At 47.9% G+C, this 16508-nt stretch carries 16 protein-coding genes; 5 read left to right on the forward strand and 11 right to left on the reverse strand.

Annotated elements, in window-relative coordinates; translation table 11 throughout:
• Window position 1: 1 nt before the first annotated feature.
• The 7 genes from ruvX to SPD80_RS06750 are packed head-to-tail and all read right to left on the reverse strand — an operon-like array spanning window position 2 to window position 7784.
• Window positions 2-421, reverse strand: a complete 420-nt coding sequence (gene ruvX / locus SPD80_RS06720) for a Holliday junction resolvase RuvX (RefSeq protein ID WP_320829062.1) — start codon at window positions 419-421, stop codon at window positions 2-4.
• Window positions 422-3067, reverse strand: a complete 2646-nt coding sequence (gene alaS, locus SPD80_RS06725) for an alanine--tRNA ligase (RefSeq protein WP_414429703.1) — start codon at window positions 3065-3067, stop codon at window positions 422-424.
• Window positions 3060-4517, reverse strand: coding sequence for an AI-2E family transporter (locus tag SPD80_RS06730; protein ID WP_320829065.1), 1458 nt, complete (start codon window positions 4515-4517; stop codon window positions 3060-3062). The genes alaS and SPD80_RS06730 overlap by 8 nt, the downstream gene beginning before the upstream one ends.
• A gap of 12 nt (window positions 4518-4529) precedes the next feature.
• Entirely contained in the window at window positions 4530-5318 is a 789-nt protein-coding gene (locus tag SPD80_RS06735; RefSeq protein ID WP_320604636.1) for a SigB/SigF/SigG family RNA polymerase sigma factor, read from the reverse strand.
• Window positions 5308-5679: an ATP-binding protein gene (locus SPD80_RS06740; protein ID WP_320604638.1), complete on the reverse strand. Its 372-nt coding sequence runs from the start codon at window positions 5677-5679 to the stop codon at window positions 5308-5310. The genes SPD80_RS06735 and SPD80_RS06740 overlap by 11 nt, the downstream gene beginning before the upstream one ends.
• Window positions 5680-5738: 59 nt before the next feature.
• Window positions 5739-6392 carry a DUF948 domain-containing protein gene (locus tag SPD80_RS06745; RefSeq protein ID WP_320604640.1) on the reverse strand — a complete coding sequence of 218 codons (654 nt, stop codon included), beginning with the start codon at window positions 6390-6392 and terminating at the stop codon, window positions 5739-5741.
• A 60-nt stretch (window positions 6393-6452) separates the two neighbouring features.
• The gene (locus tag SPD80_RS06750; RefSeq protein WP_320829066.1) at window positions 6453-7784 is read right to left on the reverse strand and encodes a replication-associated recombination protein A; all 1332 of its coding nucleotides are present in this window, start codon (window positions 7782-7784) and stop codon (window positions 6453-6455) included.
• A 186-nt stretch (window positions 7785-7970) separates the two neighbouring features.
• Between SPD80_RS06750 and SPD80_RS06755 the strand changes: the two genes are divergently transcribed.
• The gene (locus SPD80_RS06755; RefSeq protein ID WP_320604643.1) at window positions 7971-8720 is read left to right on the forward strand and encodes a gamma-glutamyl-gamma-aminobutyrate hydrolase family protein; all 750 of its coding nucleotides are present in this window, start codon (window positions 7971-7973) and stop codon (window positions 8718-8720) included.
• A gap of 100 nt (window positions 8721-8820) precedes the next feature.
• Window positions 8821-10512, forward strand: a complete 1692-nt coding sequence (locus SPD80_RS06760; protein ID WP_320829067.1) for an OPT/YSL family transporter — start codon at window positions 8821-8823, stop codon at window positions 10510-10512.
• A gap of 70 nt (window positions 10513-10582) precedes the next feature.
• On the opposite strand, the gene SPD80_RS06765 is transcribed toward SPD80_RS06760, so the two are convergent.
• From SPD80_RS06765 to SPD80_RS06780, 4 genes are read right to left on the reverse strand one after another with little or no spacing between them, the layout of a single operon-like run.
• A complete protein-coding gene (locus tag SPD80_RS06765) occupies window positions 10583-11818 on the reverse strand; it encodes a deoxyguanosinetriphosphate triphosphohydrolase family protein (protein ID WP_320829069.1) in 1236 nt (411 codons plus the stop codon).
• A gap of 55 nt (window positions 11819-11873) precedes the next feature.
• Window positions 11874-13112 (reverse strand): SGNH/GDSL hydrolase family protein, encoded by a 1239-nt coding sequence (locus tag SPD80_RS06770; protein ID WP_320604651.1) that lies wholly within the window; start codon window positions 13110-13112, stop codon window positions 11874-11876.
• A complete protein-coding gene (locus SPD80_RS06775; RefSeq protein WP_320829071.1) occupies window positions 13105-13635 on the reverse strand; it encodes a DNA-deoxyinosine glycosylase in 531 nt (176 codons plus the stop codon). The genes SPD80_RS06770 and SPD80_RS06775 overlap by 8 nt, the downstream gene beginning before the upstream one ends.
• Window positions 13622-14416: a metallophosphoesterase family protein gene (locus SPD80_RS06780; RefSeq protein ID WP_320829072.1), complete on the reverse strand. Its 795-nt coding sequence runs from the start codon at window positions 14414-14416 to the stop codon at window positions 13622-13624. The genes SPD80_RS06775 and SPD80_RS06780 overlap by 14 nt, the downstream gene beginning before the upstream one ends.
• 228 nt (window positions 14417-14644) lie before the next feature.
• On the opposite strand from SPD80_RS06780, the gene SPD80_RS06785 reads away from it, so the two are divergent.
• The 3 genes from SPD80_RS06785 to thyA all read left to right on the forward strand — a co-directional run bounded on the left by SPD80_RS06785 (window position 14645) and on the right by thyA (window position 16438).
• On the forward strand, window positions 14645-15058 hold the full coding sequence (locus tag SPD80_RS06785) for a (deoxy)nucleoside triphosphate pyrophosphohydrolase (RefSeq protein ID WP_320606212.1): 414 nt from the start codon (window positions 14645-14647) through the stop codon (window positions 15056-15058).
• Between the two features lie 57 nt (window positions 15059-15115).
• Window positions 15116-15475: a hypothetical protein gene (locus SPD80_RS06790; RefSeq protein WP_320606213.1), complete on the forward strand. Its 360-nt coding sequence runs from the start codon at window positions 15116-15118 to the stop codon at window positions 15473-15475.
• Window positions 15476-15589: 114 nt separating this feature from the next.
• On the forward strand, window positions 15590-16438 hold the full coding sequence (gene thyA, locus SPD80_RS06795) for a thymidylate synthase (protein WP_320606214.1): 849 nt from the start codon (window positions 15590-15592) through the stop codon (window positions 16436-16438).
• The last annotated feature ends 70 nt before the right edge of the window (window positions 16439-16508 follow it).

Raw genomic sequence — 16508 nt, forward strand, 5'->3', positions numbered from 1 at the left:
TTTAATGCTTTGCAGATTGAGCATCGAGCCACGATTGCAAAAAGAGCGAAGCAGCAACCATGTCTACCTTGCCACGCATGTCTTTCTCGGAAAGCCCTTTTTCACGCAAGATACGCTTGGCCTCACTGGACGATAAGCGCTCGTCAGCAAACTCAAGAGGCAAGCCACATGCCTTTGCAATCTGTTGAGCCTGATCCATCACGCGCTGCGCCTGTGGACCATCCTCGCCGGTCATAGTCTTAGGGCGACCACATACCAATACATCTGGTTCATAGTCTTCCAAAATATAGCGAAAAGAGCGCGCGCCCAACAGCACTTCCTGAGCAGGCAGTACCTTAACGGGCGACGCGACGGTCCCTGTGGCATCGGAAACAGCAATACCTATACGGACCTCTCCAATATCAAGGGCAAGTGCACGCACTTATGCACCAATCATCTGGCGTGCAGCTGCTAAAGCATCATCAATACCAGCAACATCTTTACCGCCAGCCTGAGCCATGTTAGGACGACCGCCACCACGGCCACCAAGTTTTTGAGCCAAGACGCGCACAATATCACCAGCAGCAAAGCCTGCCGCAACAGCAGCATCCGTACCTGCGGCAAGAAGACCAACCTGACCCTCAGGCGTGACTGAGGCTAAGACGCAAGCAATAGGCTTACCATGAGCGCCGTCACGGATACCATCCCAAACGCCACGAAGCTCCTTAGCAGAAACACCATCAAGCTTGACGAGTGCACAGCTATAGCCACCTGCATCCACCGCATGCTTCAGGGCATCACTTACCACATCAGACGCAGCACCACTCATAAGCTCACTTACGCGCTTCTTGGTATCACGAAGCTCTTGCTGCAACTGAGCTATGCGAGACCTAAGCTCAAGCGGACGACATTTGAGCTCAGACGCAAGTTCTGCAAGCTCAAGAAGGTGCTCGTCCACATACTCAAGAGCGCCAGCACTGGTAACAGCCTCAATACGACGGGCATTGGAACCAACAGAACCCTCGGAAACAATCTTAAAGAAGCCAAGGTCAGCCGTATTGCGTGCGTGTGTACCACCACAAAGCTCACGTGAGAAGGGCTTCTCGGAAGCGCCCGTAGAGACAACACGTACCGTATCGCCGTACTTCTCGCCAAAAAGCGCCACGGCACCCGAGGCCTTTGCCTCATCCAAGCTCATTACGTTGGTAACCATAGGCTCAGCGGCAAAGATTTCTGCATTGATAAGGCCTTCAATACGTGCAATTTCATCGGCGGTAAGGGCCTCAAAATGAGTAAAGTCAAAACGCAAACGATCAGGAGTTACTAAAGAACCAGCTTGGCTTACATGCTCTCCCAGCACCAGCTTAAGAGCAGCATCCAACAAATGGGTTGCAGTATGGTTGCGGCGAATAAGCTCGCGACGATTATGGTCAATCGTTGCAGTAACGGTAGCACCAACACCAACTGTACCCTCGCGGACAATACCTACATGGGCGATAAGACCATCACCACGGCTCTTGGTATCGCATACCTCAATGCTGAGGGCAGGACCAGCAATAATGCCAGTATCCCCCACCTGGCCACCCATCTCTGCATAAAATGGCGTGGCATCCAAAACAACCTCTACCTGGCTGTCTACGGGAGCCGACTCAACAATCTGGCCATCAATAACTAAGGCAACAACCTTAGCATTCTCTACCACATCAGAGGTATAGCCCTCAAAACGCGTAGCCTTGTGCTCATCAGAAAGAGCAACCCATACATTGTTTGCCTGACCCCAGGCATCACGATGGGCACCTGCACGAGCGCGATTACGCTGAGCAGCCATTTCCTTGTCAAAGGTATCCATGTCTACGGAGTGACCTGCATTCTCGGCAATTTCACGCGTTAAATCAATGGGGAAACCATAGGTATCATGTAGCTTAAAGGCCACCTTACCAGGAAGCACAGCGCCCTCAGCCAAAGACGCCAACTCAGCAGTGAGGCTTTTCTCGCCCGCATCCAACGTAGCAGAGAAACGCTCTTCCTCCGCAGCAATAATGCCCTCGATAAGCGCCTGGTTGTCGATAAGAGCAGTGTAGACATCACCTAACAGCGCCTGTACCTCATGGAAGTACGTGTTAAGAAAAGCGTCCTTAATACCCATCAAACGACCGTGATAGACAGCGCGACGCAACAAACGACGCAAAACATAGCCCCTACCTTCATTGGAAGGAAGAATGCCGTCACCAATCATAAAAGATACGGCACGAGCGTGGTCTGCCAAGATGCGCAAAGACTTATCTACTGCCTCAGAGCTGTGATATGTAACGCCAGCAAGCTTCTCGCCTACATGGATGAGAGAGCGCAATACATCACCCTCATAGTTGGAGCCCTCATGCTGCATAATGGCAGCAATACGCTCCAAACCCATGCCAGTATCGATGTTGCGGTGAGGTAAATCGGGCATAGAACCGTCTTCCTGGCGGTCATACTGCGTAAAGACGAGGTTCCAAAACTCAAGGTAGCGGTCACCATCATCGCCGGGTTTCTCGCCCTCAAACTCAGGGCCTTGGTCAAAATAAATCTCGGAGCAAGGACCACAAGGACCGGTGGGACCAGCAGCCCAGAAGTTATCCTCTTCACCCAAACGAGAGATGTGGTCGTACGCTACGCCTTGCTCATGCCACAGCTCAATGGCCTCATCATCATCCTCAAAGACGGTCATATACAGACGGTCCTTAGGAAGACCAAGGTGCTCAGGGCTTGTAATAAACTCATACGCCCAAGCAATAGCATCTGCCTTAGAGTAACCGCCAAAAGAAAAGTTGCCTAACATCTCAAAGAACGAGAGGTGACGGGCATCGCCGATATTGTCAATATCGTTAGTACGCAGGCATTTCTGGCAAGACGTTGCGCCAATCTCTCGCATGGTCTTGGTGCCTTGGTAATACTCTTTAAACTGGTTCATACCAGCATTTGCCAACAGCAAAGAAGGATCGTCAGGAATAAGCGATGAGCTGGGGTACAGCTTGCAGCCTTTAGCCTCAAAGAAGCGTAGGTAATGCTCACGAATCTCTGCGGTGGTCATTGTCTTGTAATCAGACATTGTCATGGTGCTCCTCGGTGCTGGTAGTAGGTGTATCTGATGTCACGTGCTTTGTTTTGGTTGTCTCATCTGAATTGTGTGCACTGTTGTTTGCATCGCGCGACAATCCAATATGAAACGCTGTTGTTCCAAGTTGCTCATTGTACCTGCGAACGACGTCTGCGATAGTGGGACGAACGGAATCTGGGGGTGTTTCTGCCGTAACATTCACGTTCTTTACACGGGGCACAAGCCTGGTGTACTCAAAAAAGCGGTCATCATCCAAGGCATCAAAGGACGGAAGGATGTTTCCTTCATTGTCATGAAAGGGCGTCGATTTAAAAATGGCACCTTCATAGGACACAATTTGCCTACCGGTACGCGTCTCAAAGTCATATACAAAAATGCCCTTAAGCGCTGCGGAAAGAGGAATGGCCAATACCATGCCCAACACACCGCCCAAAGCATTGCCCACAATAATTGCTGTAAGCGACATAATAGGATGCACCTTAACAGCAGATTGCATGACCAAAGGCGAAACCACATTATCCGTAACGTTTTGTGCAATCACAGACACAATAAGCGAGAAAAGCGCTAAGGCTGGACTGGTAAACAACGCCAACAACATAGCAAGCCCAGCCGCAATCCACGGACCGATCACAGGAATAAAGTGGAGGACGCCCACGGTAATGCTCATAAGGCCCGCATAGGGATGACCAATACAGGTAAAGCCAATATAGCTGAGTATGCCGCCAACAAACGAGGTAATAACAATACCGCGCATGTAGCCGCCCATAGAACGACTCATAACCGCAAACAGCATAGTCATACCCTCGCGATGTTGAGGGCCAACCAAAATAGCAATTTCACGAATAATAACGGGATAGTCCTTGGCAAGCCAATACGCCATGACTAAACCTAAAAACATGGTAAACAAATCTGAAAGCGTGCCCATAATGTTAACGACAATACCACCAGAAAGCTTGCCCGCCATGTCCGTTGCCAAACGGCTTAAGAGGTCCGAGACTGAGTTTATGCTCGATGATACGATGGCTTGTACATCTGCACCCGCAATGGTTTGATGCTCCTGCATAAACTGGGAAAATACGCCCTGTAAAGACGTAATATAACTTGGTACACTGCGCAACAGATTAAGCGTTTGCTCAATAAATGGCGGCAACAATAAGGTAAAGACCAGCGCCACAACGCCCAACATACAAAGCAACGACAAAAATGCTGCAAGACTGCGAGGAACTTTATGATCTTCCAACCAGTTTGTAATGGGGCTGCAGATAAAACCAATAACAACACCCCACAGCATAAGCTGAACTGCTGGCCAGACTTTACCCAACACTTGAAGAGCAAAAAACAGCAGTACGATACAGCCAATAGCCGCCCACACCTTAATAAGCATGCGACGGCTGTATGCTACTTGCTCGCTCTCTTGTTGCTGATTAAAAGACGTGCTCACCCAGACACCTTCCTAGTGCGTTATAGATTCGGGGTCAATCTTTTCTTGAATTTTCTTAAGCGTACGACGCAGCAATCTAGAAACCTGTACCTGCGATACACCGAGTTTATCGGCAATTTCTACCTGTGTTAAACCCTCCACAAAACGCATGCGAATAACCTCTTGCTCCCGCGGAGAAAAATCACGGATAGTCTCTTCAATAACCATGCGGTCATCTGCAGTAGAAAGCGCCGTATCCTCGCTGGCGTATTTATCAATAACGGAAGGCGCCTCTTCGTCATCTGACGAACCTCCCTCTAGGGGAACTGAGCTATACGCACTGGAAGACTCCATAGCCTCCAAAACCTCATCCACAGAAGTATTCAGATATTCAGCAATTTCTTCTACGGAAGGGCTTCGCTGAAGCTGCTCCGTCAAGGTGTCTGTAGCTTGGTTAACTTTGGCAGAAAGTTCTTGTAGGCGGCGAGGCACACGTACTGACCAGCCTTTATCACGGAAGTGACGCTTAATTTCACCCAAAATGGTAGGCGTAGCAAAGGTAGTAAACTCCAAACCGCGTTCAATATCAAAGCGATCAATTGCCTTGATAAGGCCTACGGTGCCAACTTGAATGAGGTCATCCAAAGGCTCGCCACGATTTTTAAACTTAGCAGCTAAGAAGCGCACTAAATTAAGGTGATTAACAATGAGTTGCTCTCGAGCCTCCTCATCGCCCTTCTCTTTATAGTTACGAAAAAGCTCGTGAGTGCGCTGCTTATCCCACGCGAGCTTGCCCGAAGAACGTCGTGTACTAGTTGGCATTTGCACCATCCGCAAACTTTACCAAGCGAAGCGTCTTGCTCGCATGATCAGCATCATACTCATCACAAATAGCAGAAAGGAGCAGGTTGGCATATTGCAACGCATCATCATCAGCTGAGATAGTGTCACCCAAGGTAAAGGTCATGACAATGCTCGACTCATGTAGTTCAAACACAATGTCACACACAGCAGGCTTGGTTGCACAGGCATATACAAAACCTTCTTCTGCTGCCATACGCAAGTCTTCTACGTCATCCACGTCCATATTGCTCACTACGGCTAAATTAGCAGCCATCATGCGCACTGAACGAGCAAATAACGGCTGAGCAGGAACACTCAATGAAACAACTTGTTGGGACATATCTCTCCTTTTACGTACCAATAGTGAGCCTGCCGAGTAACCCGACATGGCAGCACGGCTTAGTTAGTATCATCCTCTGAATCAGAATCTGTCTGAGCTGTATTAGTAGACTGAGTGACTGCGTCTGGATACGTAAAGTACACAGTCTTTGTGTGCTTACGAGGTTTTGCACTGTCTTGATGTGCTGCAGCTGTGTTGCTGTATTCATCAGATGTACCAGAGCTCTGAGCTTCATCATCCGTATTACGAACAGCATCCTGCAATGCAGCCGCTGCCTCTGAAACAGAAAAACCTAGCTTTGAGCTAACGGTTTTGCTCGCCGTAGTGGTGAGCTTGCCTACAATACCAGCTACGCTATCTGCTGCACCAGCAGTAACTTTGCTTACTGCGCTAGAAAGGTTTGCACCTGTAGACGTAACAGTAGACACATCCGATAAGATGTCATCTACACGAATCAAATCAACCGTAATAGCATCTACTGCTACCGAGGTCTTCTCTAAAAGCGGCTCAAGCTGCTTAGAAGACTGCTGCAACTCATCCACCACACCATCCAGTTTTTGCACGACTGGTTTAACTTCTGCCACGGTATCATTAACGGTATTGGTAAGCTCTGCCAAGGACTTGCGCGAAGAGCGCAAGGTCAACGCAAGCTCGATAGCTGCCCAAATACCAGCTATTACCAAAACAATAAGTGCAATCTCCATTGGTGACATCGCGTCAACCTTCCCTTACGTCATGACATCCGTTTAATTCTACCCTTTTGAACCACATGGCTACACGTCCATATGATCACGATTTGCCGCTTCATAACGCCATGCTTCCCAGCCCCGCTCAGACGGCGTAAAAAATACACCCCTAGAAAGCCCGTCAGGCAAATACTGCTGAGAAACCCATCCCTTTGCACTATCATGCGGATACAAATAGTCTTGGTACTTCTCTGCCCCCGGTCGATGACGATCGCGCAAATGCGATGGCACTTCTCGTAAAGGACCGGTATGAATCTCTGTCATAGCAGCATTAAGACCAGCATAACTGGCGTTTGATTTTGGAGCCAAAGCATTGTACACCGCTGCCTGCGCCAAATTGATGCGACATTCTGGATAGCCAATAACCTCGGTTGCTTTAAAGGCAGCCTCTGCCACCAGCAACGCCTGAGGGTCTGCATTGCCAATATCCTCAGAAGCTGCAATCATAATGCGACGTGCAATAAACTTGGGATCTTCACCTGCATCAATCATGCGCGCAAGCCAGTACAAGGTAGCATCAGGATCTGAGCCGCGCATAGATTTAATAAACGCAGAAATAATGTCATAGTGCATATCACCAGACTTGTCATACGGCAGACCGCGGTGTGGCGTAGCATCAACAACGTGCTTTTGTGTAATGACAAGCTGGTCTGTAGAGCCCGCAGACTCATCAGACGTAAGCGGTGTTGCAAGCTGACTGGCTAACTCTAAGGTGGTCAAAGCGCAGCGTGCATCTCCGCCAGACAGAAGTACAATTTCTGCCCGTGCCTCATCTGTGAGTGTAAACGCACCATCCAGCCCGTGAGCAGACGTAAGAGCTCGGTTGATAATAGCGCTGATGTCCTCGTCAGAAAGGGCTGTTAGTTCCACCACGCGCGAACGCGAGATGAGTGCCTGATTAACTTCAAAGTAGGGATTTTCTGTTGTGGCACCGATGAGCACAACGGTGCGGTCTTCTACAGCATGAAGCAACGCATCTTGCTGAGAGCGATTAAAGCGATGAATCTCGTCCACAAACAAAATGGTCCTGCGGCCAGCAGTAAGCAGGCGCGATTCTGCTCCTTCAATTTCTCGACGTACGTCCTTAACGGTACCCGTAATAGCAGAGACCTCTACAAACTCAGCGTTAGTAGAGTTTGCAATAATGCGCGCTAAAGTTGTTTTACCGGTACCTGCTGGTCCATACAAAATAATAGAAGACACGACGTCATGTTCTATGGCACGACGCAGCCATGAGTTGGGACCAACTGCCGCCGTTTGGCCAGCAAATTCATCCAAGGTAGTAGGCCGCATTCTGACTGCCATCGGAGCATTATTAATTTTAATACTGCGCTGAGCGCTGCTAAACAAAGTATCCATGGTTTCATTTTAGCGCAGCAAAACAATGGTTTTCTCACCAGCTACCATACGCGATAGTTTTACGTAATAACTATAAGAAGTCGTTAACTTACGGTATTTTTCGCACATTGAGCTACGTTTTACCCTATGATTGAAGTTTCGCACACGACAAAAGCGACGGCGCATTAAAGGTACAAGCAGAAGGGAGTGGCATTGGATACCGCATACAACTCGGCACCTCTTATTGGCATCACATCTCGTCCAGGTGAAGATGGACATACCTGGATAAATCAGAGATATGCAGATTGTATTATTGCCGCAGGTGGTATTCCTGTTGTACTTCCCTTAGCGCCCCAAGGTCCCGCTATGGTTTCTCGCCTGCTTGACCTCGTAGATGGCCTGTTGCTCACTGGTGGTGGAGACATTGCTGCTGAGTCCTTTAATGGCAAGGTATACGAGCCGTACGCTACGGCAGAAATCTTTTTTACAGACCCTATCCGTGACAACATGGAAGAAGCTCTGTGTGCAGAGGCATGGGAGCGTAACCTTCCCACCTTGGCAATCTGCCGTGGTATGCAACTGCTTAATATTTCTCGCGGTGGTCGTATGGTGCGTGATGTTTCTGAGCAGCCAAATATTGTGGCCAGTTCCCAAACACATGTTGCTCCCCCTTTTGACATGCCATGCCATACGGTTGATTTGGATGCAAACAGCAAACTGGCCCATATTTATAGCTCAACGCTGCTGGGAGTAAACTCCTATCACCATCAGGCAATTAGCACGCCTGGTAAGGGCGTGAGTTTTGTAGGATGGGCAACTGATGGCACGCCAGAAGCATTGGAATGTGCCGAGAAGGACTTTGTAGTTGGTGTGCAATGGCATCCAGAGATTTTGGGAACACAACCAGAACTGTTTGAAGCTTTTATTACCGCTGCAACTAACTATAAGAAAAAGTAACCCTCATTTTGCAGACATGTCTTATCGTCACAGTCGTTTTCTTACAGGTACACACATCTTTTATCTTGCATAGGTAGCAAGGTATACCGAAAGGCACTTCATGCATTCCAGCAATTCACAAAGCACAGCACTGACCGTTCGCGCATTAGTCATTGGAGCACTTGGATCTTCAGTTCTTACGGCAAGCTCCTTGTTTATTGCCCTGCGCATGGGCATGCTTCCTTGGCCCATCTCTTTTGCAGCTATCGCTAGTGTGTTAGCACTTAAATTGTTTAAGTCCCATAACCTTCATGAGGCAAATGTTATGCACGCAGCCATGAGTGCTGGTTCCATGATTGCAGGTGGTCTTGCCTTTACCATCCCCGGTTTGTGGATTATGGGCTTAGGGCAAGATTTGACCATCTACGAAGTACTTATCGCCGCATTTGCTGGAACTCTTATTGGTCTGATTGCTTGTGCCGCTTTCCAGCCATATTTTATTCGCGAGAAACAATTGGCTTACCCCATTGGTACTGCTGCGGCAGACACCCTCACTGCTGTAGGAAATAACGGCGCACAAGATGCGCCTGCCCTGTTTTGGGGACTCGGCCTATCTGGCGCCTATGCAGCCGTGCGTGACGTCTTGCATCTTATCCCTAGCGTTTTGTTTGCATCCAATGCAATTCCTGGTGTGGCACTGGGCATGTACAACTCTCCTATGAGTATTGCCATAGGCTTTGCCGTAGGTGTGGTTCCTACAGCTGTTTGGTTTATTGGCGCTGTTCTTGGCCATTTGGGCATTGTTGGCATGCTTCCTGCAGCTGGCATTATTGAAACAGCCACTGCTTTGGATATCCGCATAAGCTTAGGTCTTGGCCTTATGCTCGGTTCTGGTGCAGGCACTATTGCTGCCTCTGTCCTTCGTAATAAAAAAATGAGCAAGGACGACGCTATGGCTCCCAAGGATGCATCTAGTCCCACTGTAGCTACAACAGCAGATACCTCTGTTGCCTCCAACACCAATAATCCTGACGAGCAATCCAGGCGCCTTAGTACAAACCTCCGCATTATTGCACTTGTTTGTGCCATCGTAGTAGCGCTTATTTGTGCGGTATGCAAACTGAGCATTCTGAGCTCTACGGTTGTTGTTCTTGCAACCTGGTTTTGCATCTACCTATCTGCCTGGCTTACCGGCACCACCGGCATTAACCCCATGGAAGTCTTTGGCATGCTCGTTCTTTTACTGGTTCAAGCCCTGTTTAGAATCACCAGTATGAAGCTTCTCTTTTTGATTGCTGCTATGGTTGCTGTTGCCTGCGGCATTGGCGGTGATGTTATGAACGACCTTAAGGCGGGCGATCGTCTTAACACCAACCCTCAAGAACAAATGATTGGCATGATTGTTGGAGCATTTGTTGGTGTACTTGTGTCCTCTTTGCTGCTTATGGGCATGTACCAGGTATATGGTGGCAATGCGTTTGGTCCTCAGGGTACCTTTGTTGCAGTACAAGCCGCTAACGTTGCGGCAATGGCTGGTGGCATTTCCCACATTCCCGCCTTTATGGCTGGCCTTGCCCTAGGAGGCATTTTGGCTGCCGGTGGGCTTCCTGTTATGACGCTTGGCTTAGGCGTTTATCTGCCCTTCTTTATGTCTTGTGGCGCCGCACTTGGTGCAGCCATCAAGCTTATTTTGGATAAGACAAACAAGCTACACGGTTCTAGGGCAGACAGTATAGTTTCTGGCATCTTAGGCGGAGAAAGCCTTGTAGGAGTACTCATTGCCCTTTTTGCGCTTTTCTCATTCATACGTTAAGTGCAGCAGTTAGGTTCATCTGAAATGCCGCATACCAAAGGGTGCGTAGCGCTCATAGAGCACAGCAAGCCTATGCAAAGTAACTATACTGCGGGAAAAACAGTGCTGTAGAAGGATCTATGTGCTGGCAAAGCGCGGCAAAGTAATCATCCGTCATAGCAGAAATGTAATCTACTACCGTCAAATCAAAATCCTGCCGCCAATCATAGTGCTTGCCATAGTAAGAAAGCGAACGCTTAAGCGGCAAAATATGATGAGTAAAAATGGGCGTAGTTACGTCACCAGACTGCATCCATTCAAGGCAGGTGGCATATACCATGGCAAACATTTGAGCAATGTTTTGAGAAAAATCCTCTGCTACCTCACTTGCCAAATAAATCTTTTGGTAGTTTTCACGCTTAGCACGACGCAGCTCTTCAAAACTTTCCTCGCTCATAGCAATGCGAGAAGATCCAAGGCTATGAGACACAATATCTGTTGTAAACGCGGACAACGCCCATGCATTGTAGGCGCCTCCCATACCATCATCAAAGGTTTTCTCAGTAGCAATACCTGCACGAATGGCATCCTGACGATCTTTGCCAAGATACGCAATGATGTCCGAAATGCGCACTACGCAGCCTTCAAGCGTCATAGGGCGCAGGTGTCCAATAATATTATGTGCATCATCCCAGCAACTCTGAACCGTGGCATCAAACTCTGCAAAGTTTGACAGCGTGCTTAATTCAAGCACTTGCTGCTCAAACTCACCGTTATGGCAAAGAGCGCCATCAAGCATTTGCAGGCTAAGATTGCGGCCATACAACGTATCTAGCACACGCACACTCATAACATTGTGGAAGAAATACTTGGTTGTGCGCGCATGATATTCCTCATTAAGAAAGCGCTCCCCTGCATGACCAAAGGGCGTGTGACCAATATCATGACCAAGCGCAATTGCCTCAATCAGGTCTTCATTAAGACCTAAAGCACGACCAATGTTGCGCGCAACACGAGCTACCAGCTGTACATGCAAGCCACGACGTGTAAGGTCATCATGCTCTCTAAACGAGAATACCTGCGTTTTGCCAGCTAGACGGTTATACGCCTGCAAATGCATGATTTTTTCTGTATCGCGAACAAACGATGAACGCATCACGGAAGCCGAGTCACGATCCGTTTGCTCACGACGAATAACGTCCTCATTGTTGCAGCGGTACGAGTTAACCAATGCGCCTGTTTGGTACTGCTGTACCAGTGCAGCATCAGCCGCAGAAAGCTCCAGCTTTAGGTGTGGAGCAAGGGGGTTATGTTGCGTTGTTTTCATACTAAGCCTTTCGTCTGATTGTATGCACCCAGCATACAATGGCGCTCAGACACAATTACAAATCAAAGCTCATTTGCCCTATAGACGCAGGTACCTCAAGTGTAGGCACGGTTGATGGACGCAGCTTATGAGAATGTCTATGAGGCTGCATATACCCCACTAAGCGCTCGGCAATCTGAGTATGCCCGGCTTTGTTAGGATGCTCAAATCCATCTGCCAAAAGTCTTGTATCACCATCTAACAAGGTAGCACCATCCACCAACGTTATGTTGGAATACGGTGCAACCGCACGCTGTATAAACTCAGAAACCTGCTCAAAACAGCTGTTCTTATGCGTAGGATACGGACCATCTTGATGCCATACTGGCGTAAGCGCATAGATTGGTGTTGTAGGCCACAGTTTACAAATTGTTGCAAAATACTGCTGAATATCTGCGTATACCTGTTGGGCCCTACATGACTCATAGCGATAATTAATGCCTAAGGCCACCACAACTGTATGTGGCACCAGCTCAGGATATGCAAAGAATCCCTGCAAGCTTTGTGGCAAAAAGACTTGTCCACCAATACCTTGGTTTATCAAATCAAGCTTTTTATGACGTGCCAACTGACATGCCCATGCGTGCGCTGGATTACTACATACAAAACCTTGCGTGATGGAATCACCCAAAACAAGCAGCGACTCTTTTTTCTTTCTTGGTTCAAGTAGTGTTCCATTGCAACCAATGGTGCGCACCTCACAAGCACGCAAAGCTGGCAAATAGACACGAACCCGTGTTGGCTTCTTTACCTCAAACAAACAAGCAGGGGAAGCTTTTGACTCAGGCAATGCAATATGTACTTGTGTTGTCTGGCCATCTTGCATGGCAGCAAAAAGCATACCCTTATGATGACCATTTACCTCATACGATACGCCATCAAATACCTGGGAGTTCTTACGTATGTGCAACTGATTCTGAGCTTGGGCTTGATCTTGAGCCTGGTCTAGGCAACCGTCCTGAAGCATATGCCTTTCTACTAACTCACGTGAACTTGCCGTCCCTGCAGGCTCTTCTCCAAAACGTAAGTCAATAGTAACTAAGGTAGCATCGGTTAAAAACTCAAGGATTACACCAGACGTACAGGCAGCCATTTGTTTGTATAACCCAGGATGCCAAGCCAAGCAACTTTCCAAAACAGCACGTTGCTCAGGCAAAAAGCGCTGTGGAGAAACCCATCCATCTGCATGTTTTTCTATACTCAGGCAGCCGTGCAAAAATACATCTGCTGGAGCAAACATCCAATTACTACTCATACGTTTCACCTGTTAAACAGCTGGTAGACTGGGCGGCACATCGTACTGGCTTATATGCTTCTACCAGCTGCTCAAAACTCCATCGAGCATTAGCAGGGCTTGTAGAAGGAAGAGCTGTAGCCGATATACCACAGGCAGGTTCACAAAGTTTTTTGTATAAGCGTGCTGCCGTAGAACCCGTACAAAAAATAGTATGAATAGGAGCTTGTTCGAGCACAGAGCTTATATTGTTGGGAACTGGATGAGCAATAGAAGCATCACGAGCTCCCACAATGTCACAGCATTTCAACACGTCCCATAGTGCAATATGATGACGGAGCGCCAACGCAATTTTCTCTTCATTTGAAGCAGGAAGCGGTTCCTCAAAAAGCCGCGCTATAACAGGCCAAAATCGATTACGAGGATTACCATAATTGAGCTGTACATCACGGGACTTTGGACTAGGAATGGTGCCTAACACAAGCACGCGACACTGAGCGTCAATGATGGGGTCAAATGACTGAACGTGCTTACTCTCCATCATGTACAGCTTCATAGAATGTTTGATTATCATCTAAGCGCCACACCAGCACCTGTCCCATTTCTGAACCAGCAGCGCATGCACAATCAATAGCAAAACGGTCCGCATACTGAGGATTCGTGTTGCCGCACGCCATCAGAAGCGCTTTGCCTTCTGGTGTAAGCGGTTCGTTTGCAGCAACGTCCACCAAGGTATAGGCAATAGGCGTAGGAGTATGCCCTGCAACAATGCGTGGCGCTACACCCTTGCTGTCTGCAAGATTTGTCTGAGTGCCCCAAAAATCCTCACGAATCCAGAGCAAATCATCGGGATTTTGCGCATGTAAATAGGCTTCTATAGACTCATGCGTCCACGTATGTGGCACAGCTACGGTACCCGTACGAATACCCGCATGTACAAAGAAATACAGCTGCTCTCCCACAAACGTATGTGCATACAAAGGCAAGTTAGCAACCCACTCTACAATCTCAATCCGAGGCTCAAGCTCCATTGCCGCAAGTTCTGCACGCGTGGACTCTCCACCATTTGCGCCCCAGTTATATGCAGCCGTAGCATCCTCAGGAAAATAAAGCGCATCAAGCATAAGCCGCTCATGATTACCCATAATTACCTGTACATGAGGCAATGTGCGACACAGCTGCATAACACCCACTGGATGTGGACCACGATCAACCATATCGCCTAACACAAAAAAGGTATCATCCTCAGACGGAGAAATGCGGTTAAGTACACGGTCTAGCGGTGCTAGACGACCATGAATGTCGCTCAAGACATATGTTGCCATCACACTGCCCGCCTATCCTGCACAAACACCAATTATGTAGCAAAAGACTACCACAAAGCTCCTGTTTTTGCGTCTGACGTAGCGCGGATACAAACTAAAACACTGCCACAGGCGCCCCTCGTATCCCTCCTCTGAGATTTTTATTAAGCCTCGTATAGAGAGCCAAATACAACGACCCAACACAAACAAAACTGCTAGTCTTGTGTAAAGAAAAATGCAGGAGGATATATGAAAACTGTCCACGTTTCCGCAGCTATTATCCATAATGGTGATGCAATACTAGCGTGCAAGCGCTCTGATGAACACATGAGTGGCTGGGAGTTTCCGGGTGGCAAAGTAAAGCCTGATGAGAAACCCGAGCAAACATGCCTGCGCGAAGTCAAAGAAGAACTAGATGTCGAGCTTGGTTCTATTTTTTACTATGATACCGTTGAGTATGACTACCCTGATTTTCATCTAAGTATGGATGTGTTTATCTGCCAGCTTGGCACCAATCAAACGCCAACAGCACGCGTCCATTCCGAGCTTCGCTGGCTTTCTCGCAATGAACTATTGGATGTGCCATGGCTTGCTGCAGACACAGAACTTATCCGCGGTTTAGGAGTTATGTGGGAACAACTCTTTTGGGCGGAGCATTTATAAGCATCTATAATGGAATGAATTAACTACGTATCAGCCACAGGCGCAAGGATAAACGTTATGATTAAGCAACCAGATACCGTTCAGTCTCAAGACCTGAATGACAACGTTATTGAATCTGCAAGTGCCACTACTTCTAATGCAAAAAAACCCGCTGGTCCTACCGTCTACTTTATTTTTATTGCACTAGTAATTGCGCTTTTCTTTGGCGCAAGCCACGTGGCAGAAAAACTGGCATTTGATTTCCAATACTTTGTCAGCCATCACCTTTCTGAGGAAGACATTGCCAACCTTAACAGAAAGCTTAAAAGGCATCGCTACACCAATACAGACAATTACAACAGCTATCTTGATCGCGAGACTATCGATAAGTACTTGGATGACAGTGATGTAAGCACCACTTCCTACCAACTGACCTAATTTTCAACTGTAGTATGGTATCAACTGTCCTGTAACTCACCTAAGCACAGAGTCGTCCTACGACAGTCACAGCAAATCACAACAACTTACATGCCTTATGCGAAAGGAGCTCACATGAGCAAAGCAGATGATCTGTTTATCTCTATGTGCTCTAACATCATAGAAAACGGTACCACAACAGAAGGCCAACTCGTACGCCCTCATTGGGAAGACGGCACACCTGCCTATACCATCAAGCAGTTTGGTGTATGTAATCGCTACAATCTACGCGACGAGTTCCCCGCACTTACGCTGCGCAGAACAGCCCTTAAGAGCGCTATGGACGAGGTTCTCTGGATTTACCAGCGTAAATCCAATAACATCAATGACCTCAATTCCCATATTTGGGATGAATGGGCCAATGAGGACGGCTCTATTGGCAAAGCTTACGGTTACCAAATTGCGCAAAAGAGTCACTACCCTCAGGGTGATATGGATCAAATGGATAAGGTGTTGTACGACCTCAAGCACACACCCTACTCCCGCCGCATCATGACTAATATGTACACCTTTGCAGATTTGTCCGAGATGAATCTCTATCCGTGTGCCTATTCGGTCACCTATAACGTAACCCATCGCGCAGGTGATGAGAAACCCACGCTTAACATGTTACTTATGCAACGCAGTCAAGATATTCTGGCAGCTAACAACTGGAATATCTGCCAGTATGCCATTCTCCTTATGATGGTTGCACAATCCGTTAACATGTTCGCAGGCGAGTTAGTGCATATCATCAGTGACGCTCATATTTATGACCGCCATGTGGACATTATCAAAGAGCTTATTTCTCGTCCCACGTATCCCGCACCAAGCGTTCGTCTTAACCCTGACGTCACCAATTTTTATGACTTCACCACGGACGATTTGATTGTGGAGAACTACCAGCACGGCCCACAGGTCAAAAATATTCCTATTGCGGTGTAATCATGCGCGCAATCGTAGCCGTTACAAGCAACTGGGCCATTGGCTGTAAAGGCCGCTTGCTTATTTCCAA

The sequence above is a fragment of the Atopobium sp. genome (assembly GCF_034113385.1).
In the GTDB taxonomy this organism is placed as follows: Bacteria; Actinomycetota; Coriobacteriia; order Coriobacteriales; family Atopobiaceae; genus Atopobium.